The following is a 23238-nucleotide window of genomic DNA, read 5'->3' as shown; positions in this document are numbered from 1 at the left end:
ACTCGCTTCCTCAACTATTTCCGCAGCGTTCTTCGGATGCGTCCCTTAACCCTGCTCGCAAACGATCTATGAGGCGCGACAGTTGGCTTACGTTTTGCCATCCGATTGATGATTATCTCGTAGAACGATGTCGTGCGAGCATAGCGCCAGAACACTGCCGCATAGTCGCATTCAGGATTCACCCACGGTTTTTCTGAGCCAGCATAGTGAATGATGAAGGGGTCTTTCCGAGACTCGAAATACCCCTTGGATATCTCGGCCGGTGTGAAGCGCTTTATCAGATTACCGCGGCCTTCGCCGTTATGGTGATCCATCATAACGTTCCAGCGCATGTCTAAGAATTGCACGCGGCCCTGACAGACTACATTGAGAATATCCTGATCCATATATATGTACTGATCAGAAGAGGCCATGCGCATGAGGTCTTCAAGGGATATGACTTCGCGGAGTGCCTGTATGTTCAGCAGTAAGACGCCAGCCTGAAAATAGCTGAACGGATCTGCAAGACCCAAAACCCCTTCTGAATAAATGCGTCGCGATGATTCTTTGGAATCGCCGTCAATCATGTCGAAATTGTTCAACTGTGCTAGATAATCGGCGTCTATCACCGCCCCAATGAGGTCGTTATTGAGCGCCGTTGTGAGCAAGGGAAAGATGTCATGGTCGATGATCATGTCGCTATCAAGATAGAGGACCTGATCATAGGCAGCCATCACTTCAAGGATCAAGAAGCGGTAGAACGTTTCTACGGAAACGTGATCGATGATACCTTCAACTTTCGGGCTATAGCCATCGACCCATGGTGTGACGTCCACGAAGCGCACGTTGATACAAGGATACGGGGCAGCAATCTCGCAGAACCGCGCTTTACTGTCGGCTGAGAAATCTGTATTAAATATGGCGATATCGCAGGGCATCTGAGGATCAAGGTTTTCGCAGAGCGATTTTAGGCAGGTGCCAAGATATGGTGCGTATGCGTTATTCGCGGCGAAAACCACGCCTTTGGCATCTTCGGATGTTGGAGCAAGCTGTACCAGCGGTGCCGTTTTCTCGAAGCGCACCACTTCCAGCTCACGGAGACGCAATTGGTGGCGTGTTTGCAGCAAACGATAAAAGATGCCGGTAAAGCGCTCTGCCAGATGGCCGGTAACGCGTGTTGCCTCGATGGAATAGTGCGAAAAGTCCGCGCGATGCTCGAATTCAAAGAGCACATCGAACAGTTTGGTGCAGTATTCATCGAAGAGCTCTTTGCGTGCTACGAACATGTTACACGGATAGAAATCGTCGCCCGCAACATAGTCGCGTGCGATCTTGGCTAAGTCCGGGTATTTTTCTGCGATGATCTCCAGAAACAGATCAAGATCCTTTTCGTAGAGAGCATCGGCATTGCGCCAGTGATCGCGCACGTTCGATGCCTGCAGGTCTTGGGTTTTGATGTGTTCGCCGATCATGAAATCGTAATCGGCTACATCAAGCTCAGGATGCGCGTCACCCCATCCTATCTCTTGCAGGTTCCGCTCTGTGAGGCAGTTCATGGTATAAACGCCCCAGTCACGCTCAAGCGTGTTCTTAAGGCTGTGCGGGGCGAACGAGAGCAGGCGCCGATAGTGACAGAAGCTATAGTAGTCCGCCTGCACGTTCTTCCATGCCCAATAGAGCGTGGTCAGCTCGCAGAAACTCGGGTTGCGCTCGGAGATGTTGTCGCCAACGTTATCAGGCTGCATAGACGCGCATGCAGGCTCATCCTGAAAACAGGCACCTGCGGTCACATTCGTCACATAAGGGCGCTCGATCAGATAATTGTCACTGTTAGGCGAATGGGTTATGAAGACTTTCAGGTTCGTCATCTTCGTCCTTATCCGTTGTTTTTCTTGAAAAGATGTTTGATCCTGCGCAGCTTGTCCATTATGCGGTTGACGGATCGCATTTGATCTTTCAGTTCCTCTATCTGACCGAAGGCATCGCGAAAGACATTCTCATGATGGGCGATCATACCGGCATTATCGCGCACCTGCGCTTTCAGTGGATAGAGTTTTGCGATGCGATCTCCCACAATATCGAATGTGGAGAGTTCGCGATCGGTGGGCGTTGCAAGTGCTTGTTGCAGCCATTGCTGCCCAGCATCGATGCGTATCTGCAAGGCGTGTTCGATAGCTTCCCAGTCGAGCAGGGGGAACGACATGTGCTGCTCCGTGATCGAGCGCGCGTCAGGCACCAAGCACGCCTCCAGTGAGAGCATCTCAACGTAGTCACGGAAGCGCGTGGCGCCGCGGGCGCTGTTGACGATGGCAATGAACGGTTTATGGAACATCAACGCGAAGCACATGCCATGGAAAGAATCGGTGACCACGTATTTTGCATGTATGAACATGCTGAGCCAGTCCTCTGCCGAAGCATCGAACATGACTGGCAGGTTCCATATCGCCTTGTTCGGGGTACGTGCGTCAGTGATGATCTTGAGGTCCAGTCCTGTTCGTTGAGACAGGTAGTTCAATGCCCTCTGCTTATCCTCGTTCACATCCAAGATATAGCAGCCGATATAATTGCTGCCGTCTGCCGGAGAAGCGAGGGTCGTATAGACTTCGCGGTCGCAGATGAAGACCGGATCAATGGCCCAATGCGCATCCACGTCGAATACGTTCTGGCATATTTCGATGCCGCTCGACTCGCGCACAGAGACGGCATCGAAGCGCTTCAGGTAATACCGGAGCAGCTGGCGCTGCTCGTCTGATCCGTCCCAAGTGGCCTTTCCGAACGATGTTGCGTACGAGATCTTGTTGCGGTCCTTATGGATATAGTCCAGATAGCCGAACTGCGAGAACGGGTAGAACAGCTCGTCATGCCACATCTGATCAGACCCCAGCACGAAGGACCGGCATTGCTCGTTCAGCTGATGCATCTGCGCCGTTGATTCAAACAAAGGAGATAGATCGTAAGGGTCGTAAGGGTTCTCCTTGAAAAGCACCGGTCGATCGCTTGGGCGCCAATCAGAATCAGCGGGCCGCTCGATCATGAGGACTTCCAGCCCGAGCGACTTCAAATGCTTGTAAAGAGCCAGATAGGTTATCTCCGACCCGTAGTTATCTTCACTCCAGACCCCCAGCACGCCCACGTCATACCGGTGGTTGAGCGACCAATCCACCGCTTTGTCGAAGGGGTACTTGGCCAGCAACTCATAGAATCGGTCGCGTTCTGGTGCAGGCTCCGCTTTCAGCGGTCGGTTGCGATCGAGCAAGCGCAGCGGCTCTTCCTCGCACACGGGCAAAGCATTGCGGATGGCTCGGAACACCTCATCGCCCTTTTCGCTGTTCACGAGCAGCACGCTGGTACCCGCACCATCATCAAGGGAAGGATCGTGCTCGTCTATGTACCAGAAATCGCCCATAGTGATATCGCCTTGTTTCGGATACCCTGAGAAATGGCAATGCTCGCAAGCTTTGGGCATGAATAGCTTGGCATGAAAACCTTGCTGAAATGAGTCATTGCTATCACGTCTGAACTGTACGCTTCCGTCCTTGTATGTGAGTCGACAGACATCGGCCACCCAGCCGAAATCCTTAGTACGAAATCGCACCTCAGAAAGATTTGGCTTATCGCAGGCATCTTCTAAGTAACGTTGCAACACAGCGGGCGACGGCGCAAAATCACATAACATGTCCACCGTGAGTAGATTTGCTGGTCTGGTTCCCAAAAAGCCCACTAAGCCTGCAACCTGACAGGGGATACCGACGAAACAAACCTCTATCCCTTGTTTCAGGTCCTGTTTCACTTGTGCAAAGATATCTCCTGGTTGCGTCTGCACGTATTTGGATCCACGTGCAGGCATCAAATCAGCTTCATCTTCAAATCGCTGGTATATAGCTCGGAAATCCTTATCGAAAACCACGGCATATACAACGCCACCCTTTCGTAGCGTCTCATTGGCTACAGCTGTAAAAACGCCGCCTGAAGTGCTCACCGCGCGTACGGAATCATCCCCCTGAGCCGCATAGAGAACAGGACCATTCTCTGAGACATTTCCGGTTTCTTGTAAAAGAGGGCACGCCATACGGCATTTTCCGCAATCGATGCATTCCTGCTGGTCTATTTTTGAGATTAGACTGCCAATACAATCTGGAACCATGCTGATGGCGTGTGTGGGGCATACCATTGCGCATGCAGTGCAACCGGTGCAAAACAGATTATCTAAATGGAGTACAGAAATCATTACTGCTGCATCCTTTCATGGGTGAGCCGCAATGCTTTCTCTATGAGCATTTTATCGCGCTTTGAGAATTTCATCTCGTTTCCAAGAAAGATGACATCTTTGATAGTGCCAGGATTTTTCGAGAGCATATTTAATACACCCATCATGCTATCGAGATTAGCTGAGTCTACGATAACAATGCATGCGTTGCGACTTCCCGCGAAAACCCCTGCTGTTAAAGCATCTGAAGGGTCGCTGTCAGAAACAAGGATCAATTCTGCAGGCAGAGTTTCTTCAGCGTCTTCTATCCAACGGTTAACTGCAAGGCTTCCATCGTAAGGATCATTTCCGTATATCCGCACCGTCTCAACGCCACGTGATTTTGCTTCTATGAAGGCACTTTCAGGCAATCGACGGTCAGGTCCTTGGATTACCACACGGGCAAAGCCTCCTTGTGAAAGGAAAATCAAGGTTTCCTCGTCAATAACGCCATCTGTTTCGTTGAAGAACAGGGGACATTGATGTTTATACCGATAGGGCATGAGGGAGATCATGTCGCCAGTGCAGCGCGGATGGGCGACGACGGCTGTGTCTCCCCACGACGCCCCCGCATCCAAAGCTGCTCGATAGGCTGCTTTGGCCAGCTCGTGAGGCGAGGACGCATCAAGCCTTTCGATGCGCGCGTTGCTGAGTTGGCGAATCTGATCTTCGACGTTCTGGGAGATGCGGATGTCATCTCCCAGAAGGAATATGGTTTCAGGATTCGCGTTCTTGATCAGCTTTTCAGTGAGTTCGGGAAGTGCTTCCCATTTCGTTAGCAAAAGACCGGATCGCAAGGCTCCTGCAAGGCTGTTCCCGATCATGCAGGAAACAATTTCTTCACCAGGTGCTATGACGATCGCATTTGTTTTGATGCTGTCTGCAGCTGCGTTGAAAAGCTGCGCGGCAGTGTCATAACGATCAACTCCCGCGAATGTTCGGATCGCATCTCTCTCCGTATGGATCGGTTCGGGCGCTTCTAAGAGTTTCAGCACCTTCTCTTCCGCTTCAAGGCTGCCGGTATGGCCGCCGATCAGCCCGTATACGCGGCATACCTCTTTGGCGCTGCCGATCATGCGGGTGTGGCCCTTTTCGATCCAGATGGCCTTGTTGCACAGGCGTCTGATCTGGTCGTTGCTGTGCGACACGATCAGCACGGTCACGTCATGCTCTTTGATCAGGCTTTGGATGCGGCGCTCGCACTTTTGCTGGAACATGAAGTCGCCAACCGACAGCACCTCGTCCACGATCAGGATATCCGGCACGATCACTGTGGCGATGGCGAACGCGATGCGCGCCACCATGCCCGACGAGTAGTTTTTGAGCGGCATGTCCAAGAACTGCCGTATCTCGGCAAAATCCACGATCTCGTCGAAGTGCTGCGCGATGAACTTCTTGGAATAACCCAGCAGCGCGCCATTCAGGAAGATGTTCTCGCGCGCGGTCAGGTCCATGTCGAATCCGGCGCCTAGCTCGATCAGCGGCGCGATGTTACCGTTGATCTGCACGGTGCCCTCGGTGGGCTCCAGCACACCGGCGATGATCTTTAGCAGCGTGGACTTGCCCGAGCCGTTTGTGCCCATGATGCCGAACACGTCACCCTTTTTCACCTCGAGCGACACATTGTCCAGGGCGCGGAACTCCTTGAACATCAGCTCGCGTCGCGCGAATGCGATAGCGTATTCTTTCAGATTGTTCAGCTGCTCACTGGCCATGTTGAACACCATCGACACGTGCTCCACGCGCACCATGTCTGGCCGTGTGTCAGCCGCGTCGAATGCTTCCACATTCCCGATGGGCGTTATGTTCGCTTTGTCTGCCATGCGCCTCCGCTATACGTACAAGATGAACTTGCGTTCCGTCTTCTTAAACACGAACAGCCCTACCGCGAATGTGGCGAGTGCCATGACCAGGCAGGTCAAGTTCATCGAAAGGTCGGGCGTAATGTTCCAAAGCGCGATATCGCGGTAATAGGTCACGTACTGGTACATGGGGTTGTATGCTTCGGCTGCTGCCATCCAGGCGGGAAGAATGTTCTCAGGATAAAAAAGCGGAGTCGCATATGTCCAGGCAGTAATGACGACGCTCCAGAGGTGCTTCATGTCGCGAAAGAATACAGCGAGCGACGCTAGCAAGAACCCCAGTCCGGCGCTGAACAGCGTTACATACACGAGCAGCACCGGTAGCAGCAGCCAATTCCACGTGGGCGTTATCTGGAAAAACACCATCACGATGACCACAGCCACTAGTGAAATGGCGAAATTCACCAGTTGGAACAGTACTTTTTCGATGGGGAAGATGATCTTGTCGATACGGATCTTCTTGATGAGCGGCGCAGAATCAATGATAGAGCCCATGGCAGTGGACGTGGAGTCTGCCATGAATGCGAACAAGGTGTTGCCGAGAATTAGGTACAGTGGGTAGTTCTCGATGTCGAACTTAAAGAATGTACTGAAAACAGCCGTGAGTACGCACATCATCAGCAGCGGATTCAGCACTGACCAGAGCACCCCCAGCACACTGCGGCGGTACTTCAGCTTGAAATCGCGAGACACCATGGAAGTGATGGTGAACCAATTTCGACGCAACTGAGCTTTGTTCATCCGGCCGCTAACGAGCGCTCCTTCGCTTGCAGATCATGGTTGTTCTCGTGAGATAACAGTATAGCAGGGCAGCCCGATCTTCACCGTATCGGTGGAGCATGGATGAGCGCAAAGGGGGTTGGCGCGATCTCTCCCGGAGACCGTGTCGCTGTGTGATGCTCGGCGGCCGCCCGCACCGCCCTACAGCGTCAGCGTATACACCTGGCCCGCGCCGTAAAGCTTGCCGAAGAAATACTTATCCGACGCAGATTCGTAGGACACCCAGATGCGTCCGTCGTGGAATTCGATCCCTTCGCTCATGGGCGGCGTGGTCAACTCGCGCGTGAAGTTGGTCGAATTCAGGCTGTACAGCGGCACTTCCACCCCATCGGCCACAAACGTTCCCACGGGCAGCAGGGCTTCCATATCGTAGGCTAGCAGATGCGACGTAGCCAGCCCGTAGGATTGCGACAGCACGATCTCGCCCGATGGCGACTCGCACATCCCCTGTATCTGGTCGGTGATGGAGTACACGCGCTCGGGCGCCTCGGCGAACCCGAGCGGCGCGTCCGCATCCAGCGGATAGGCGTACATCACAGCAGGGTTCACCGTTCCGTCGGGCGCCTCGATGCGATGGTTCTCGGGCGTTTCATAATTTCCCGGACGGAAGAAATTGCCCAGATAGAGCGTGTTATCCTCAATGTTCATGAACGCAGGCGAGAAATCCAGATCGCGATCGGTCACCGCCTGTACGGCATCGCCATCGGTCGCCGCCAACACATCGGCAACGTTGAGCACCAGCATGCCGCCCTCGCGCGTCAGGAATATGCGGGTATCATCCGACGTGATGCCGGATCCGTGTCCGTCATACGGCACGCCGTCGAGCATCTTGACGAAAATGCGTTTGGTCGAACCATCGGCGGTGCGCACATAGATCGGCGAGGGGCCAGACGCTGCATATCCACTGAACAGCCACACATCGGCAACATCAAGGTAGTCAAGGTCTTGCGGGATGAAGCCCTCGTCAAGCCCAGGAATAGGGAATTGCGGTTCGGCGCTGTTGTAGAACTGGTTGTAGGAAATGCGCACGAGCGCGTTGATTGCCAGAAACGCCACCAACATCACGCCGAGCACGCTACACGCGATGATGCCGATCACCCATGCTGCACCTTTTTTCTGCTTCGTTTTCGCTGCGTTCATCGCATGCCTTCCGATCGGCTTGGTCATCGTGGCGTTGGTCAGTGTGAGACTTGGCCTTCGTCACGCCATACCGGATAGTAGCGCGGAACAAGCAAAGGAAGCCGCGGGTATCGCAGATGCAATAAGGCCGTAACGCGCAGGTAGCCGTTCGGTGTGCCGGTGAACGGCGAACCTTGCCAGTGCATGCGGGCAGCAATGCGCAAGTAGTTCAAGCAGTCGCTTCAGTGTGCCCGCTCAGAGAGCAGCAAAGGCTAGTACGTTATGCCGAAATGCTCTTTGAGCGCGGCGGACACGGCTTGCGGATCTTCAAGCTCGGCGGTGTGCTTCTTCCCATTCGCGCGCAAGGTCAGCACGTCATCGCGGAAGGCGATATGACCGTTCGACGTGCGCAAATTCGCCAGCTCGTGGTCACGGAAGAGGGTGCCCGGGGCGCTGAACACCTGGTTCAGCATGTCGAAATCCTGCTCTTCGGCGGTGGCCGTGCAGAATTCCAATTCGGTCTGGCGCTGCGAGGGCCGCTCGTCATCGTGCAGATCGGCACCGGCGCGCGTGATGCGCTCAAGAGCCCACCAATCATCGTCGATGGGCTCGGCGAAGAAGGCATTGCCATCGATGATCTGCTGTGTGCCGAATTCAAGCTTCAATGCGCCCGCGGGCATGGGGCCACCGAACCCGACATCAGCGAAAAAATCGCCTTGCGGAAGGCTGACCAGGATACCGCGGTGGTTGAGGGGCATGCGCGTCTCGCGTCCGCGCACCGAACGGCAGAAGATGGGGCGCGCATCGAAGCCCAGCGCGCGCAGCAGGTACTCGAACAGCTTGTTCAGCTCGAAGCAATAGCCGCCTTGATGTTGGGAGATCACCAGATCGAAGATATCGTCAAGGTTCATGCTGGGCGTTTGTCCCGTGCGGTGCAGGCGAACGGTCTCGAAAGGGATGTGCATCTGGTGCGCCCGCACCAGCGCATCAAGCCCTTCCTTACTGACGGTGGGGGCGTGGTCGAATCCCAAGCGCTCTAGATATGCCTGTGCCTGATCGGTGCTCAACATGATGTGCCTTTCCTTGCCCTGAGCGGGAGTGCCGAACCTCGAGCGAGCCGGATCGATATCGGCTGCTGGCAGGTTTTTGCGGCTTCGTGTTGCTGTGCTCCCGCGTTACTTGCCTGGTGCAAGGGTAAAGGAAAAAGTGGCAAGATGCACCTCTACAAGATGCACCTGCCACTTTTTCCTTGAAGACGTGAGATCTTCTTGTTTCGATAAGCACTGCCTGTCGCGCTGCTCAGCGCGAGCACTGCGCACGCGGTTCCTTCATCATGCCATGACAGCGCCGCTTCGTTCGTCGAGGCCGGTGGGGCACCGTATCCACGTTGGCTATTCGCCCACTTTACCGTCGCCGTCCAAGTCCTTCTTGGTGACCTTTTCGGCAGTGTTCTTCACGTTCTCGGCAACGTCGGCGCTCTTCTCTTTGGCGGCCGCCATCACGTCAGCGCCCTTTTCCTTGGCAGCTTCAAAGGCGTCGCCGCCCTTCTCTTTCGCTGTTTCGGCCGCATTGCCTAAGGCGTCCTTCGCGTTGTCGAGGAACGGTTTGGCGGATTCGCCTGCATGTTCCAGTGCTTCTTTGGCGTCGCCTGCGGCGCTCTTCAGAGAATCCATGACACCCATGATGCCCTCCTTCTTCGGGTTTTCGATGCTTTGGAGTCTACTCAGCTGCGATGGGGCAAGGCGGCTGTTCGGGCTCTTGTCACCTGATCGTGGTGCGAAGGTGGCGTGCGTGTCATATGCTGTGAATGGCCTGTTTTCCCGCATGTGCGGGCTGGCGCGGGGCATACATGTATAATGCGATTCTTGGTGCAGTTCTCTCATGCAGTTCTCGCCTATCGAAACGATATCGAAAGCAGCCGAAGGAGGCGCGTAGAATGCAAACCAACCACGCCAATGCCATCAAGGGGCTCAGCATTGCGACCATCATACTGGCCGCACTTGGCATTCTGGGGGCGGTGCTCACATTCGCGATAACGAGCATGATGGGCAGCATGCTGCTCGAATTTGGACCCGATATGGTGGCGAGCGGCCACGCGTCGGGAAGCGTGCACGGCATGGAATATGAGTACGATATGAGCGACGAACAGGCCGTGGCGCTGATTTCCATGCTGATGTCCACGGTTGGCGGTGGCATTTCTATCTGGATCTTGATCTGCCATGTTGTCATTTTGATCGCGGGTATCATGGGTCTGCGCGGATACAACAACCCCGAGAAGCTTGGCAGCATATTCATCTGGGCCATCGTGGGCGCGGTGCTCTCGTTCTTGGGTGGCGGCATCATCACCATGGTGCTGATGATCGTGGTGGCTGTGTTCGCGAACAAGGACAAGAAGCTCTCTGCCGGGGTGGCAGGTGCGGTTCCGGTAGCGGCGGTGCCGACTGCGGCTCCGGTGGCAGGTTCCGTTCCGACGGCGGCCGCTCCAACGGCAGCGCCGACTGCGACAGCGGCTCCGGTGGCGCAGCCCGCCGTTCAGCCGACGGCCCAACCCGTTGCTTCAGCGCCCGTGCAACCTGCGGCCCAGCCCGGTGCGACCTCCGCATCTACGGCGGTGCCTCCTGCGTCGAACGACCAGCCGATGGCGTAGCGTCAGCAGCGTCACCTCATGCGACCATGCGGGCCCGGCAGCGCAATGCTTCTGGGCCCGTTTTGTTTGCGAAGTCGTAGAGAGGCGCTGGACGATTAGGAGCCGCGCCACCGCGCTGCAGGGTTTGGAAGCGTATCTTGTGAAAGGTAAGCTCTCATGCGATTTTTCCGTTTGCTCCCCATCGTGCTTTGTCTCGTGCTGGCAGGTGCCGCTGCGTTCGGTATGACCGGATGCGCTGCACAGGGCGGACAGAAAATGGCTCGTGGCATGAGGCGCGCGCCGAATATCATACGCAACAAACAGCACGCGCGGCAGACGCGCACTACGCAACGCGTTCAGGGCGCGGTGTCATCCACGCATCGCTTTGGATGCGCAGGCCATTGGTGAGAGTGCGGCCACCCATCAAGACGAAATCGAAGGCACCCCAGAGCAGCCCGCAGCGCACAGGGCCATCGGCGATGTGCGAGGCTGCCCCACTGACGAGCAGCACCAGAACACCAACGTAGACAACGGCGACTACAGTGCAGGTCCAAGCCAGATAGCGAAAATCTCCTGCGCCGATCAGGATGCCGTCGGCTGCCCACATCCACCCTTGCAGGGGCAAAGCGATGCCGGTGATGACCATGCCGACGCTCACCAGCTGCTGCACTGAGGGGTTCGCTGAGAAGAGCGGTGGCGCCGCGAAGGCGAGCGTAGCGAACGCAAGACCGATGAGCGTACCTGTTGCCAGACCGGCCCGCAGCGTGGTTCGTGTCAACTGCCGTGCGCGGATGCCATCATGAGCACCCAGCGCTGCTCCCACCATCGTTTGTCCCGCGATAGCCACTGAATCCAGAATATTCAGCACGAAATTCCAACTGGCGTTTACCGCTTGGTAGCTTGCCAGTGTTTCGCTTCCCAGCGCTGCCGCCGCCATGACCGTTGCCACAAGGCCCGTTCGCAGTGCGAGCGTGCGCAGGAACAGCGGAAAACCATCTTTGCCTGCATGGGCGATACTGCTCCAATGGGGTCGCAGCGACGCACCTCCCCAACGCGCCCAGCGTACAGCGGGCACGAGCAACGCTATTCCCATGAACCACTGTGCGATGAAGGTGGCAAAGCCAGACCCTGCCACGCCCCATCCTAGACCGATCACGAACAGCACATCCAGCACGGTGTTCAGTACCGCGCCGCATACTGCCACGATCAGTGTGATGCTCACCTTCTGGAGGCCGCGGTACAGGCCGTTCGCAGCATAGACGAGCAGCATGCCGGGCGCGCCCAGCACCACTGCGCGCGTGTATGCGACACCTTGGACAAGATCGTCACTGCGTCCCCCGAGCGCTGCGCACAGCGGCTCGGCGGTGGTGAAGAGCGCCGCTGCCAGCACGCATCCGATCAGCAGAGAGAGCCACAGGTTGTCGATGCCAGCTTGGAGGCCCTCGCGCAGACGTCCTGCGCCGAAGAGATGCGCGACGTGCGAAGTGGTGGCATACGCCAGAAAGATGCAGAGCCCAACTGCGGTCAGGATGATGGTGGACCCCAGCGCGAGTCCCGCCAAGGCACCGTCGCCCACATGTCCCACGATGGCGGTATCGATGAGCACGAATGCGGGTTCGGCGATCAGCTGTCCGAACGTGGGCAGAGCTATCGTCGCTAATTGCTTGTATGTTGAAGGAGCGCCCATCTCAAGCAGGGTAGCATAGCGCATGCCTTGAAAACGTTGCCAAGAAGCTTGCTCGATAGCGCTTTCGACTTTCCTATACTATAAGCATCATAGATGCACATGCTCGTTGTGGGGTTCTCCAGCGGCGAAGCGGGAGTCTGCTCATGGATGTGGTTGAACAGGTTGAGGAAGCGTTCAAAGGGCTGCTACTGGGCAAGCCCTATAGCAAGATCACCGTTTCGGAGATTTGTCGAACGGCTGGCGTGACCCGTAAAGCGTTCTACTCGGTTTTTCATGACAAAGAGGCGGTCGTCGAAGCGCTGTTTGATAAGCATGTTGTGAAACGGCTGCGCGACCTGCATCGTTTGTTCGACCTGCAGGATCGATTGATTCTCAATGACACCTTCGTGAAGCGCATGTACGAGGCTCTTTATGCCGAAAAAGAATACTACCTCAATCTAGTCGGTCCGCTTCGCGGACACGATGACACATTCCTTCGCGTGGTGACGAATTCGATCTACAAGCTCAATATGGAGAGCACCTCGATACTTGACGTCATTCATCCAGAATACAAGCGCGATTACGTTGCCTATTTCTTTGCTTCGTCCCAGGCTATGCTCATGCAGAAGTGGATAAGCGAGCGAATGGTCATCAGTCCTGACGAGCTTGCAGATATCTACAACGATCTGACCATGCCATTCCTCTTGAAGCTTCTTGATTGACGTTTGAGTCAAGAGCGCCCTCGTTCAGTTTGTGCAAGGCTTCCGCTCGGGCGCCCTGAGTCGCCGCAGACACAAAAGCGATATATTGGTCATATTGACGGTACAGATAGGCGAAATTGTTCCCTTTGGTATCCAAAGTTCGGCGATTGAACCAGTGTTGGCCCAATGTGGGAATTATGGCTGCTGTTCCCGCTGTTCTCGCTCTGTTTTGATTGACTCAAGGAGTCCATCAGCACGATGGACGCATGAAGCGAGAGGAGCGTGGCATGGGGAGTGAGGGTATCCGGACCACTGCTGAGAAGCAAAGCGATTATTCGACAACACTTCAAAGCATCGCGTGCGGGGGAACGGGCGGCGAACTGACAGCCGTCGATGCGGTGGACGGCAAGATCGTTCGCATACGTCCGTACAACATCGACACGAAGTACACGAAAGAAGAACTCGCGGATTCTCTGTGGGAGCTAGAAAAAGATGGAAAGACGTTCTCCCCTCCGATGAAGACCGCGCCAAACTATTTTGCGTTGGCGTATAAGAACCGCGTCTATTCCAAGAACCGTGTTAGATATCCGCTGAAGCGCGTTGATTGGGAGCCGGGCGGCGATCCCGACAAGATCAACGCTGCGAACCGTGGGAAGTCGAAGTTCGTGCGTATCAGCTGGGATGAAGCGCTCGATATCATGGAGAGCGAACTGAAGCGCATCATCGACACCTATGGGCCCTATTCCGTTCTAGCAGTGGGCGAAGACGGGCATCGTGAGTCCAAGGATCTTCACGCCGGCGGCGGCATGCATGCGAATCTCATGAGCAAGCTCGGCGGCTATACCCGCGAGACGCGCACGCCTGACTCGGTCGAGGGATGGTATTGGGGCGCCAAGCATGTGTGGGGCTCCGGTTCCAATAAGGGCCTAGGCATGATCGCGCCGCCCCAGACCGGCTATAACTCATGGAACGTCATCAAGGACATCACGGAATACTCCGAGCTCATCTGCTTCGATGCTGGTGACTGGGAATTGACTCAGAACTATGGAAGTCAGTTCTGGTCCCGCTTGCTCAAGTACTGGGAGGAGCTGGGCAAGGAATTCGTCATCGTGGATCCGTTCTGCAATTACACGGCCGTTTGTCACGAGACCATGAAGTGGATTCCCATCCTGCCGAATACGGACGTTGCATTCGACTTTGGCGTCATGTACGTGTGGATCACCGAAGGTCTCTACGACAAGGACTACGTTGATACGCACACCATTCATTTCGATAAGGTGCGCGATTACATCCTCGGCAACGATGAAGAGGGCATCGCCAAGACTCCGCAGTGGGCATCCGAGCGGTGCGGTGTGCCGGTGCATACCATCAAAGCCTATGCACGCAACGTGGCCAAAAAGGTCACGTCCCATGCTCACTTCAGTTCTGGCTCGGTCAAGACGCCCTATTCACATGAGCCGGGTCGCACTGGTGCCTACAAGCTTGCTATGCAGGGGCTGGGGAAACCTGGTGTACAGCAGCTGCATCTGAACGCGTCCAGCATGGCGAAGGCGCGCATCGCGCGTTCAACCTCTGCTCCGTACAGTTCCATCAACCAGTGCCGCATGTTCTATCCCAACGCGCAATCCATTCCGCGCACCATGGTGGCCGAAGCTTTGCAGAAGGGTGAGGTCAAGTGGTGGGGTAGCCCCTGCATCGTCTATGTCGAGACCTCTGAGCAGTTCCAGGAGTTCAACTATCCCGCAAAGCCCGAAGCTGTGCTCGGCATGATGCGCGCGATGGCTGAGGCAGCCGGTATGGAGGCTCCCACCGAAGCACCGAAGGTGGGAAAGGTGCACATGCTCTGGTCCGAGAAGCCCTGCAACATGAATTGCTGGGACGGTGGCTTCAATTACCAGGATGCCATTCGCACCAACGAGGTGGAGTTCTTCGTCACTAACCATCAGTGGCTTGAGAATGACTCGCTGTTCGCTGATCTGGTGCTTCCGGTGACCACCTGCGTGGAGGACAATGACTCCATGGGCTCTGGCATGATCGTGGCACAGCCCCACTCAGGACTCACGCCTCCAGGTTGCGATCGTGTGGGAGAGTCTTTCTCCGACTTCGAGATCGCATGCATGATCGGCGACCGCTTCGGTGTGCGCGATCAGATCGATCTGGGCATGTCGGTTGACGAGTGGATCCAATACGGTTTCGATCAGTCTCGTCTGGGCGAAGAGATCTCATGGGATGAGTTCAAAGAGAAGGGCTACTACTTCCCGAAGCTGGACGAGAACTGGAAGGATCTGCCACCAGGAATGCGTCAGTTCTATGAGGATCCCGAGAACTTCCCGCTGGATACGCCGTCCGGCAAGATTGAGTTCTGGTCCCAGGCTCTTGCTGACAATTTCCCTGATGACAAAGAGCGCACACCGATGGCTCGTTGGATCATCGGCGGCCCAGCAGAAGAGGGGTGGACGCACGATGAGACGCTGTGGGGTGAACGCTGCAAGAAATACCCGCTGCTGGTGACGGCGAATCCTGCCCGCTTCCGCGTCCACGTGCAGGGAGACGACATCAAGTGGTTCCGCGAGATCGAGACCTGCAAGGTGAAGGGGCCGGATGGCTACCTGTACGAGCCAGTCTGGATGAACAAGGCGGACGCCGAGGCCCGTGGCATCGAAGCCGGGGACATCGTGAAGCTCTTCAACGAGCGTGGCTGCGTGCTCACGGCAGCGCGCATCTCTGAGCGCATCACGCCGGGCTCTGTTGTGGTCAACAAGGGGTCGCGCGTGGATCCCATCGCACCGCACTTGGACCGCGGTGGTGCCATCAACCTCATCAGCCCCAACAATCAGGTGTCGAAGCATTGCAAGGGCTTTGCGGTCACGGGTTACCTGCTTGAGGCGGAAAAGCTTTCGCAAGCAGAGTACGACGAGATGAAAGCGCAGTACCCCGAGGCATTCGCCCGCGACTACGATCCTGCCATCGGCATCAATTACAAATCTTGGGTCATCGAATAGCAACCGACCAACAGAGGAAGAGGATAGTTATGAAAGCATTTCTTATCGACCTGACGAAGTGCGTCGGCTGCCACGACTGCCAGATCGGGTGCAAGGACGAGCACTGCGATCAAGCATGGATGCCCTATGCCGAGGCACAACCCGAAGTCGGGCAGTTCTGGATGAAGGTCAAGCAGTTCGAGCGCGGGCACGCCCCTCACGTCAAAGTCACCTACATGCCGACGATGTGCAACCATTGCGAGAACGCTCCGTGCGAAGCTGCCGCGAAGAATGGCGCGGTCTATCGTCGCGAGGATGGTCTGGTGCTCATCGACCCGGCTAAAGCCAAAGGCCAGCGTGAGATCATGGATGCCTGTCCGTATCATGCGATCTACTGGAATGATGCCCTGAACATTCCCCAGAAGTGCACAGGCTGCGCGCATCTTCTCGATGGCGACCATCCCATCAGCGTGCCGCGCTGTGTGGACAACTGCCATGTTGATGTTATTACGTTCGGCGAAGAGGCGGACCTTGATCTGGAAGGCACCGAGGTGCTGCATCCGGAGTATGGCACGAAGCCACGTGTGTTCTATCGCGGGCTTCCCAAGAAGTTCATCGCGGGCACCGTATTCGATCCCGATGCTGAAGAGATCATCGAGGGTGCAACGGTAACGGCAACAGGAGATGCGGGCACGTTCACCGCCACGACAGACTCCTGGGGCGATTTCTGGCTCAGGGATCTTCCTGACGCCGAATGGACGGTGACCATCGAGCACGGTGGTAAGAAGAAGAGCGTTGCCGTGAGCACGGTCTCCGAGGATCAGGGTTTGGGAGACGTGGCGCTCAGCTAGACGCAATTTCCTTCCAGGAGCCCGGTTCACTCCCTAGCGTGGGCCGGGCTTCTTGTTCGTTCGATCGCGGGTCGATTGAGCGTATGCGCAATAGAAGACGACGAGGATGAAGGAGCAGGATCATGTGCTTCAGACCAGCAGAGATTCAAATGAAGAAATGCCCCAGTTGCGGCAAGGCGTGCAAGCCGGTTGATAAAGTGTGTTCAGATTGTGGCGCAGAGCTTGACAACACCATCAAGGATTTCGATGCCGATCAGGCAAAGCTCGATGCCGCAGCAGCCCCCAAGGCTCCTGGAGCGCCCCAAGCGCCCGGCGCACCTAAGCCTCCTTCGGCACCAGGGGCACCCAAGCCGCCAACTGCATAAGTCGGTACAGCAGAGGATACGGTAGAGAATGGCGTGCTCGTTCATGGCGTTGTACGCCTTCTGACTCACAGGTCAAACAAGGCGAGGGCACTTCACGTTCCCGACGAGCCCCATTGCTCCATCAAGGAGGTTTTTCAATGACTGCGAACATGTTCGACTCATATGGCGTCAAGCAACTAGGTTACTACGTAGCGAGCATCGAAGAAGCAGCGGCGCAGATGCGCGCTGCATTGGGTGCGGGTCCATTCATCGATCTTGGCTTGAGCAGCAACAAGAATGTGGATATCCGCGGAAAGAAGACAGAGCTTGATATGCGCACGGCCCTGGGGCATATCAACGATATCCAGCTTGAACTCATCGAGGTGGCAAGCGAAGGGCCCGATCCGTATCACGAGATGGGTCGATACGGCCTGCATCATTTCTGCGTCTACGTTGATGACGTGGATGTAGCGGTGAAGCAGATGGAGGATGCAGGCATGACCTTGGCTATGCGTATGACCAGCGGTCAGGGCATGGAGATCGCTTACCTGGATGCCCGCGATCTTCTTGGACAATACATCGAGGTCACCACTCCTTCAGAGCAGCTTTGGCAAGGTATCAAGGCCATTCACGAGAAGTCTCCTGTAGATGCTCCCGTCCTCATGCCTCTGTCGGTTCTTATGGGTGGCGAATGATTACCGAAGCGGTTCGCTGTTGAGGGCATGCGGCTTCGGTGTGAGAAACCCATCATGCAGTCTTGAGTTCGGAGTTCATCATGGTAGAGATTGGCGATACGGTGCGGATCCATTGCACGGGGCGCTTGGACGATGGTTCGTGTTTCTGCGATTCGCGAAGAGCAGGCCAACCCATAGAATTCACCGTAGGCTCTCAGATGCTTCTTGCTGCCCTCGAAGAGGCGGTGATCCATATGGAGCCAGGCGACGCACGCACGTTGCGGATTCCAGCCGAAAAGGCCTATGGTGCGTATGACGAATCGTTGCTCGAAACGATCCCGAGCGCGCAGTTCCCTGAGTGGGAGAATCTTCCTGTTGGCGGGTATATCGAGATGCGCACGGGTGTAGGGTCGATGCGGGTCCGGGTCGATTTCGTGGATGAAGAGGTTATCAGATTCGATCATAACCACGAACTCGCAGGAAGAGATCTTGAGTTCGATATTGAACTGATGGAGATATTGAAGTCTGATGCCATCGCCCAAGAGGCGCATGCAGCAGAATGCGGATGCGGTTGCCAAAGGTTGAAAGCGTCGCTTCAGTCATGAGCGGCGCCATTTCTCTCATTGATGAGCTCAGAGTTCAGGGCAAGCTTCGAGCGCTCCCTATCGTTTCCGCTGATGCATCATGCGCAATGTTGCTCGCTGCTGATGGTTCCCAGCTATTCGAATACGGTGGATTCGGTAGCGGAAGATGGATCCGCACGGGTGAGCTGTGCGATGGATCGATCCTGTATCTCGGCAGTGCGACCCATGCAGGTCATATCGAGCTGAAAGCATTCTCGGTGCTGATCGGAGGTGTCTGGCACAGGGTGTGACAATAGTGAGTGAGAGCGTGACAATAGGGTCAGGTCATTCCGTCACCGGTCAGATGAGGGCGGTGACCGCGAAGGCGAAGGCGGCGAACGTGGCGATGATGCCGCCGAGGATAGCCCAGGCCGCAGGACGCCCCCAGTTCATCGTCCACCCGATGCCGAATCGCTCCGGCAGGAACAAGCCCGCGTCGTCCGGGTTGAAGTAGAACAGCCCCGCCTTCCAGTGCGCGTCATCGTCTTCAGGCATGGCATCGGTCGCCTTCATGCGCGAGAACAAGCGCGACCCCGCCTGGCCATACACCACGGACAGCACGAGCGCGCTGCCCACAGCCGCCACCGCCAGCACGATGATGACGGCCGCCACCACGATCAGCGGGATCAGCTCCAGAGACGCCAGCAAGAACGATGCGCCCACCACAGCCACCATCACCGAACCGCAGACGAGGTCATACAGGCTCCAGGCGCGCGCATACAGCCCGTACGCGAGCGCAGAGGTGGCGGGCGCTGTTGGGTCCACGTGCTTCTTGGAGCGGTTGATGGACCAGAGCGCGAACGTGAAGCACCCGGCCAAGAACGCTTGCAAGATGATGGGGAACGCGATGACGGCAGGGCCCTTCGCCATCCACTCTTGCACCGTGCCATCAGCGCTCACGCGCACGGGGACTTGGTCGGGGAACAGGGGGTAACAGACGAGCGCGCACGCGAACGTGGCTGCGATGATGCCCGCAAAGACCCAGCACCAGGCAAGCGGCACGCGGCGGACGCCCTCTTCCGCGATGACCGCAACGCTGCGCTGCTCATGCGCTGCCCAGCTCATCTGATCCTTACGGGATTGCACCTTGCGCCGGAACAGCAGCATGAGCGCATAGTAGGCTATGAGCACGGCTGCGTCGGAACCGATCAGGTACCAATCAAGGGTGTCCAAGAGCCCTGCGTCATCTTGGATGCCTCCCGTGAAGAGCGCGCATGCGCCCAGGCTGAGCAAAACCGTGAGCGCGAGCAACGCAGCGGTGAAGCAGCGCTTCAAGCGGCGAAGGTAAGGGTCAGCGCTGGCGGATGCCGGCACGGTGACGGCGAAGCATTCCTGCCGGCGCGTAAGGTATGGCATGAACGCCAAGAAGGTGCCCAGCGCGAAGAGCAGCCCGATCAGGAAGACGTAGGCCAGCGTGAGGAACGACGTTGCCTGCATGGGCGCCGTCACGCTTGCGCGGGAAGGGCGCTGCCTGAGATCGCATCTCGCCCGGGGGCTTCCTTTTTCGCTTTCGCGATGGCACGCTGCTCAGCTGTTTCGGGCCGATCGAGCACGTCATAGGCGCGAGCTGCTTGTGCGGCAGCGCACTCCAAGAACGCTCCGCGTGCACCACCCCGCGCCCGGTGCGCCAGCGCCAGGCTGAACAGGTCGTCCTCCATGCGCGCGAGGGCCGCCTGTGCCGCATCCGCGCGGTCGGTCTCGCAGGGGTCCGCGATGCAGGCACCTGATCGGCCGCGCATGAGCACGTAGCCCTCATCGCGCAGGACCGCATAAGCCTTGTTCACCGTATGCAGATTGATGCCCAGATCGGCCGCCAGCGCACGTACGCTGGGAAGCGCTTGACCGGGTTGCAGTTCGCCTTGTGCGATGGCCTTGATGATCTGCGCACGCAGCTGCAGATACAGCGGCTCAGCTGATGACTGGTCGATGCTGATGATCATGGCGCCTCCCTTTCGCTGTTATGCGCCTTCCACGTTGATGGCATCTCGCCAGAAGAATACGGCGAACACCAGCCCCGCTGCCGCTATCATGAACGTGCCCGCAAGCCCCAGCAGCGCCGTGGCCGCACACCCCAAGACCACATACACCGCCGCGCCCAGAACGGAAGCGAACACGGATACCCCCCGTTTGACCGGCTCGTAAGGACTGGTCCAATCGAACCGAGGATACCGCACATCCATCATGAGACCAAATGTAGCTGAGAACGTCACGGCCGCCACCGCGCACAGCAGGAGCACTGCCGCCTGGAGCGCATCCATGCCGAACCCCCAGGCCAGAAGCGCCCCGCTCACCACTGCCGCCGGTACGCCCGTCACCAACGCCAAGCCGAGCTTCGCGCCCAGAACCGTGCGCGCGGGCACCGGAGCGGTGAGCATGAGCCAACGGCACTTTCCCTCCAAAGAGACGGATGCTGACGTGGTGGTCATCATCCCCACCATGAACGCCAGCACCCAGGGGATGAAGAGGACCACCATGCCGCGCATCTCTCCCGGTACCGCTTCAAGCGGATCGTACCCGAGCGCTGCGGCCACCACAACGGCCACGGAAGCCACCAGCGCCAGCACGAATCCCGCACATGCGTTCATGAAGTAGATGGGCGTGTTCATGAGCATGCGGGCTTCTTTCGCCAGGAGCGCCCCGAAGGGCGAGCGGACGCGCATCGGGCGCGCGCTCAGTCCCGCTGCGTCTTCTGCGCGCACTTGAGCCGAGGTAAGGCGCTGGTTCACGGGCTGGAACAGGCGGGTGAGCACCGCTATCATGAGCGCTCCCACGACCAGGGACGCACCCGCGAACAGCGCGAACGCACCGAGGTTCTGGCTGGTCATGCCCGCCGCAGCCCACGATGCCACTGGATAGGCATTTCCCAGCGCATCGATGGTGGAGGCGCCCATAGAAGAGCCCAGAGACACCAGGCTATCCTCAGCTCCAGGACCCGAGGTCATCACCATCACGCCGATGACGAGCGCCACCATGAACACCATGAGCACGCAGCTCATGACGATGTTCGCATGCCGCATGCGCGCGCTGGCGAATGCCGCCAACGCTGCCAGTACGACGGCCACAGCAGCAGGGATGGCCGGGGTCAGTACGACCGCCACGACCACGCACGCTATCGAAGCGGGTGCAAGGGAGCATGCGTGCGCATAGACCGCCATCATGGGAATCAGCACCACAGCGCTGAAGAGCATGCTCAAGGCGTACAGCGGGATCAAGCGGGACAGCACGACCACGGGCACCTTTACCGGAAGCGACATGATCTCGTCGTAGTCAGACAACATGAACAGCGTGCCATGGGCCTTCATGAACGTGGTGACCACCACCGCAGCGCTCACGATCACCACCCCGAGAAGCGGGATGGTGCGAGCGCTTCCCATGATCACCAAGGACTGCGCGATGAGCGCCATGTATGCGCAGATCGCAGCTCCGATGATGAGTGCCACCACCGCCACTACGGCCGCCGATGATGCCGTCTTGCGCCTGTTGGCATGCAGGCGCTTGTTGATGCCGAACATTCCGGCGAATTGAACCTTCAAGAGCAAGACGAGGTGCTTCATCGCACGTCCTCCTGCGTGGGCGTTCCCTCTGGCGGTTCTGTAGTTTCGCGCACCATCTCCAAGAACACCGCTTCTAGCCCCGCAGCGCCCCGTACTTCCTCGGTAGCGCCGCACGCCTGAATGCGCCCGTGCTGGATGATGGCCACCTGGTCGCAGAGCTTCTCCACCACTTCTAACACGTGGCTTGAAAAGAACACAGCGGACCCACGCGCGGCCAGCTCGCGTAGCATCCCCTTCACCTGGAACGACGCCTCCGGATCGAGCCCTACGAACGGCTCATCCAGCACCATGAGCAAGGGTTCGTGCAGAAACGCGCCGATGAGCACTAGCTTCTGGCGCATGCCGTGGGAATAGGCGGAGATGAGGCTGCCCAGATCCTGAGCGATTCTCAGGCGTTCTGCATGCGCGCGGATGCGCTCGTGCTGCAGGGCGGCGGGCACCTCGAAAATGTCGGCGATGTAATCCAGGTACTGCATGCCCGTTAGGAATTCGTACACGTCCGGGTTATCCGGCACGTAGGCGGTCTGGCGCTTGCAGGCAAGGCCGTCCGTTAGCACGGACTGACCGGCTATTCGGATATCGCCCGCATCCGGCTTCGCCACGCCCACGATGGAGCGGATGAGCGTGGTCTTGCCGGCGCCGTTGGGCCCCACGAACCCGAAGATGCTGCCAGCGGGCACATCCAAGGACACGCCATCCAGTGCGCGCTTCTCCCCGAACACGCGTGTAACATTCAACACCTTCAGTACCGGTATCTCAGCTGCTGCCACCTTTGCTCCCTCTCCTTTGTTCTATTTGTTATATCTATACTATAACAAATAGAACAAAGGAGAGGGAATCGGACATGGTCTTTCGTCTCGATGATCGAGCATATACCCTTCTTGAATCAGATACCAAAGATATGCGGGGTGTACGGATGCCCTTGCGCGAGCGAAGCCGATACGATGTGAAGAGCCGGTATCTACACTGCGCAGGCGTCATCTCCATCCGCCTTACTTGGCACCTGTACGCTGGGACTGTTGCGCTAAATGCCTCACAACCCGAAGGCCGCAGGGCAGCTTTGGCTATTTTTGAGAAAGCTGCTCCTGGGCGTTGATTACGGCATCCGATCGGGCTTCGGCGTCACCGCCATCCTCGGGGCGGTTCCTGTAAGATTCGGGGTTAATTCTCAAAAAGTGTGTCCGGAATGGCCAACAATTCCCAGATCACGATGGGAAAACCATGGCTAAAAG

Annotated in this window: 19 protein-coding genes; 7 read left to right on the top strand and 12 right to left on the bottom strand. The window is 57.2% G+C overall.

Annotation, left to right across the window (positions count from 1 at the left end):
- Nucleotides 1-14 precede the first annotated feature (14 nt).
- The 7 genes from NFR19_RS07110 to NFR19_RS07080 form a co-directional block, all read right to left on the bottom strand.
- Entirely contained in the window at nt 15-1847 is a 1833-nt protein-coding gene (locus NFR19_RS07110; protein WP_251213098.1) for a DUF4422 domain-containing protein, read from the bottom strand.
- Between the two features lie 8 nt (nt 1848-1855).
- Nucleotides 1856-4207 carry a polysaccharide pyruvyl transferase family protein gene (locus NFR19_RS07105; RefSeq protein WP_349665524.1) on the bottom strand — a complete coding sequence of 784 codons (2352 nt, stop codon included), beginning with the start codon at nt 4205-4207 and terminating at the stop codon, nt 1856-1858.
- A complete protein-coding gene (locus tag NFR19_RS07100; protein WP_251213096.1) occupies nt 4207-5877 on the bottom strand; it encodes an ATP-binding cassette domain-containing protein in 1671 nt (556 codons plus the stop codon). Before NFR19_RS07100 ends, NFR19_RS07105 begins: the two co-directional genes overlap by 1 nt.
- 180 nt (nt 5878-6057) lie before the next feature.
- Nucleotides 6058-6828: an ABC transporter permease gene (locus NFR19_RS07095; protein WP_251213095.1), complete on the bottom strand. Its 771-nt coding sequence runs from the start codon at nt 6826-6828 to the stop codon at nt 6058-6060.
- Between the two features lie 180 nt (nt 6829-7008).
- The gene (locus NFR19_RS07090) at nt 7009-8007 is read right to left on the bottom strand and encodes a hypothetical protein (RefSeq protein WP_251213094.1); all 999 of its coding nucleotides are present in this window, start codon (nt 8005-8007) and stop codon (nt 7009-7011) included.
- A gap of 251 nt (nt 8008-8258) precedes the next feature.
- Nucleotides 8259-9056, bottom strand: a complete 798-nt coding sequence (locus NFR19_RS07085; protein ID WP_251213093.1) for an arylamine N-acetyltransferase family protein — start codon at nt 9054-9056, stop codon at nt 8259-8261.
- 321 nt (nt 9057-9377) lie between these two features.
- Nucleotides 9378-9668, bottom strand: coding sequence for a DUF5324 family protein (locus NFR19_RS07080; RefSeq protein WP_251213092.1), 291 nt, complete (start codon nt 9666-9668; stop codon nt 9378-9380).
- Nucleotides 9669-9922: 254 nt separating this feature from the next.
- Here NFR19_RS07080 and NFR19_RS07075 point away from each other — a divergent pair, with 254 nt between their 5' ends.
- Nucleotides 9923-10633 (top strand): PT domain-containing protein, encoded by a 711-nt coding sequence (locus tag NFR19_RS07075; RefSeq protein WP_251213091.1) that lies wholly within the window; start codon nt 9923-9925, stop codon nt 10631-10633.
- 322 nt (nt 10634-10955) lie between these two features.
- Here the strand turns inward: NFR19_RS07075 and NFR19_RS07070 are convergent, their stop codons facing one another.
- On the bottom strand, nt 10956-12323 hold the full coding sequence (locus NFR19_RS07070; RefSeq protein ID WP_251213090.1) for an MATE family efflux transporter: 1368 nt from the start codon (nt 12321-12323) through the stop codon (nt 10956-10958).
- A 119-nt stretch (nt 12324-12442) separates the two neighbouring features.
- Here NFR19_RS07070 and NFR19_RS07065 point away from each other — a divergent pair, with 119 nt between their 5' ends.
- The 6 genes from NFR19_RS07065 (at nt 12443) to NFR19_RS07040 (ending at nt 18703) form a co-directional block, all read left to right on the top strand.
- On the top strand, nt 12443-13000 hold the full coding sequence (locus tag NFR19_RS07065; protein ID WP_251213089.1) for a TetR/AcrR family transcriptional regulator: 558 nt from the start codon (nt 12443-12445) through the stop codon (nt 12998-13000).
- Nucleotides 13001-13266: 266 nt separating this feature from the next.
- Nucleotides 13267-15981 (top strand): molybdopterin-dependent oxidoreductase, encoded by a 2715-nt coding sequence (locus tag NFR19_RS07060; RefSeq protein WP_251213088.1) that lies wholly within the window; start codon nt 13267-13269, stop codon nt 15979-15981.
- Nucleotides 15982-16010: 29 nt separating this feature from the next.
- Nucleotides 16011-16811 (top strand): 4Fe-4S dicluster domain-containing protein, encoded by an 801-nt coding sequence (locus NFR19_RS07055; RefSeq protein ID WP_251213087.1) that lies wholly within the window; start codon nt 16011-16013, stop codon nt 16809-16811.
- A 502-nt stretch (nt 16812-17313) separates the two neighbouring features.
- A complete protein-coding gene (locus NFR19_RS07050) occupies nt 17314-17850 on the top strand; it encodes a VOC family protein (RefSeq protein ID WP_251213086.1) in 537 nt (178 codons plus the stop codon).
- Between the two features lie 80 nt (nt 17851-17930).
- Nucleotides 17931-18434, top strand: coding sequence for an FKBP-type peptidyl-prolyl cis-trans isomerase (locus NFR19_RS07045; protein WP_349665523.1), 504 nt, complete (start codon nt 17931-17933; stop codon nt 18432-18434).
- The gene (locus tag NFR19_RS07040) at nt 18431-18703 is read left to right on the top strand and encodes a hypothetical protein (RefSeq protein ID WP_251213085.1); all 273 of its coding nucleotides are present in this window, start codon (nt 18431-18433) and stop codon (nt 18701-18703) included. Before NFR19_RS07045 ends, NFR19_RS07040 begins: the two co-directional genes overlap by 4 nt.
- A 49-nt stretch (nt 18704-18752) precedes the next feature.
- Here NFR19_RS07040 and NFR19_RS07035 read toward each other — a convergent pair whose 3' ends face one another.
- The 4 genes from NFR19_RS07035 to NFR19_RS07020 are packed head-to-tail and all read right to left on the bottom strand — an operon-like array spanning nt 18753 to nt 22776.
- Nucleotides 18753-19889, bottom strand: coding sequence for a DUF1648 domain-containing protein (locus tag NFR19_RS07035; protein WP_251213084.1), 1137 nt, complete (start codon nt 19887-19889; stop codon nt 18753-18755).
- Between the two features lie 8 nt (nt 19890-19897).
- A complete protein-coding gene (locus NFR19_RS07030) occupies nt 19898-20392 on the bottom strand; it encodes a GntR family transcriptional regulator (protein WP_251213083.1) in 495 nt (164 codons plus the stop codon).
- Between the two features lie 18 nt (nt 20393-20410).
- Complete coding sequence (locus NFR19_RS07025) at nt 20411-22006, bottom strand: putative ABC transporter permease subunit (protein WP_251213082.1); 1596 nt, start codon at nt 22004-22006, stop codon at nt 20411-20413.
- Nucleotides 22003-22776, bottom strand: coding sequence for an ABC transporter ATP-binding protein (locus tag NFR19_RS07020; protein WP_251213081.1), 774 nt, complete (start codon nt 22774-22776; stop codon nt 22003-22005). Before NFR19_RS07020 ends, NFR19_RS07025 begins: the two co-directional genes overlap by 4 nt.
- Nucleotides 22777-23238 lie beyond the last annotated feature (462 nt).

Source organism: Adlercreutzia murintestinalis (assembly GCF_943192905.1).
Taxonomy (GTDB): domain Bacteria; phylum Actinomycetota; class Coriobacteriia; order Coriobacteriales; family Eggerthellaceae; genus Adlercreutzia_A; species Adlercreutzia_A murintestinalis.
Note: the sequence above shows the minus strand (reverse complement) of the source record. Positions and strands in the feature narration are given on the sequence as shown.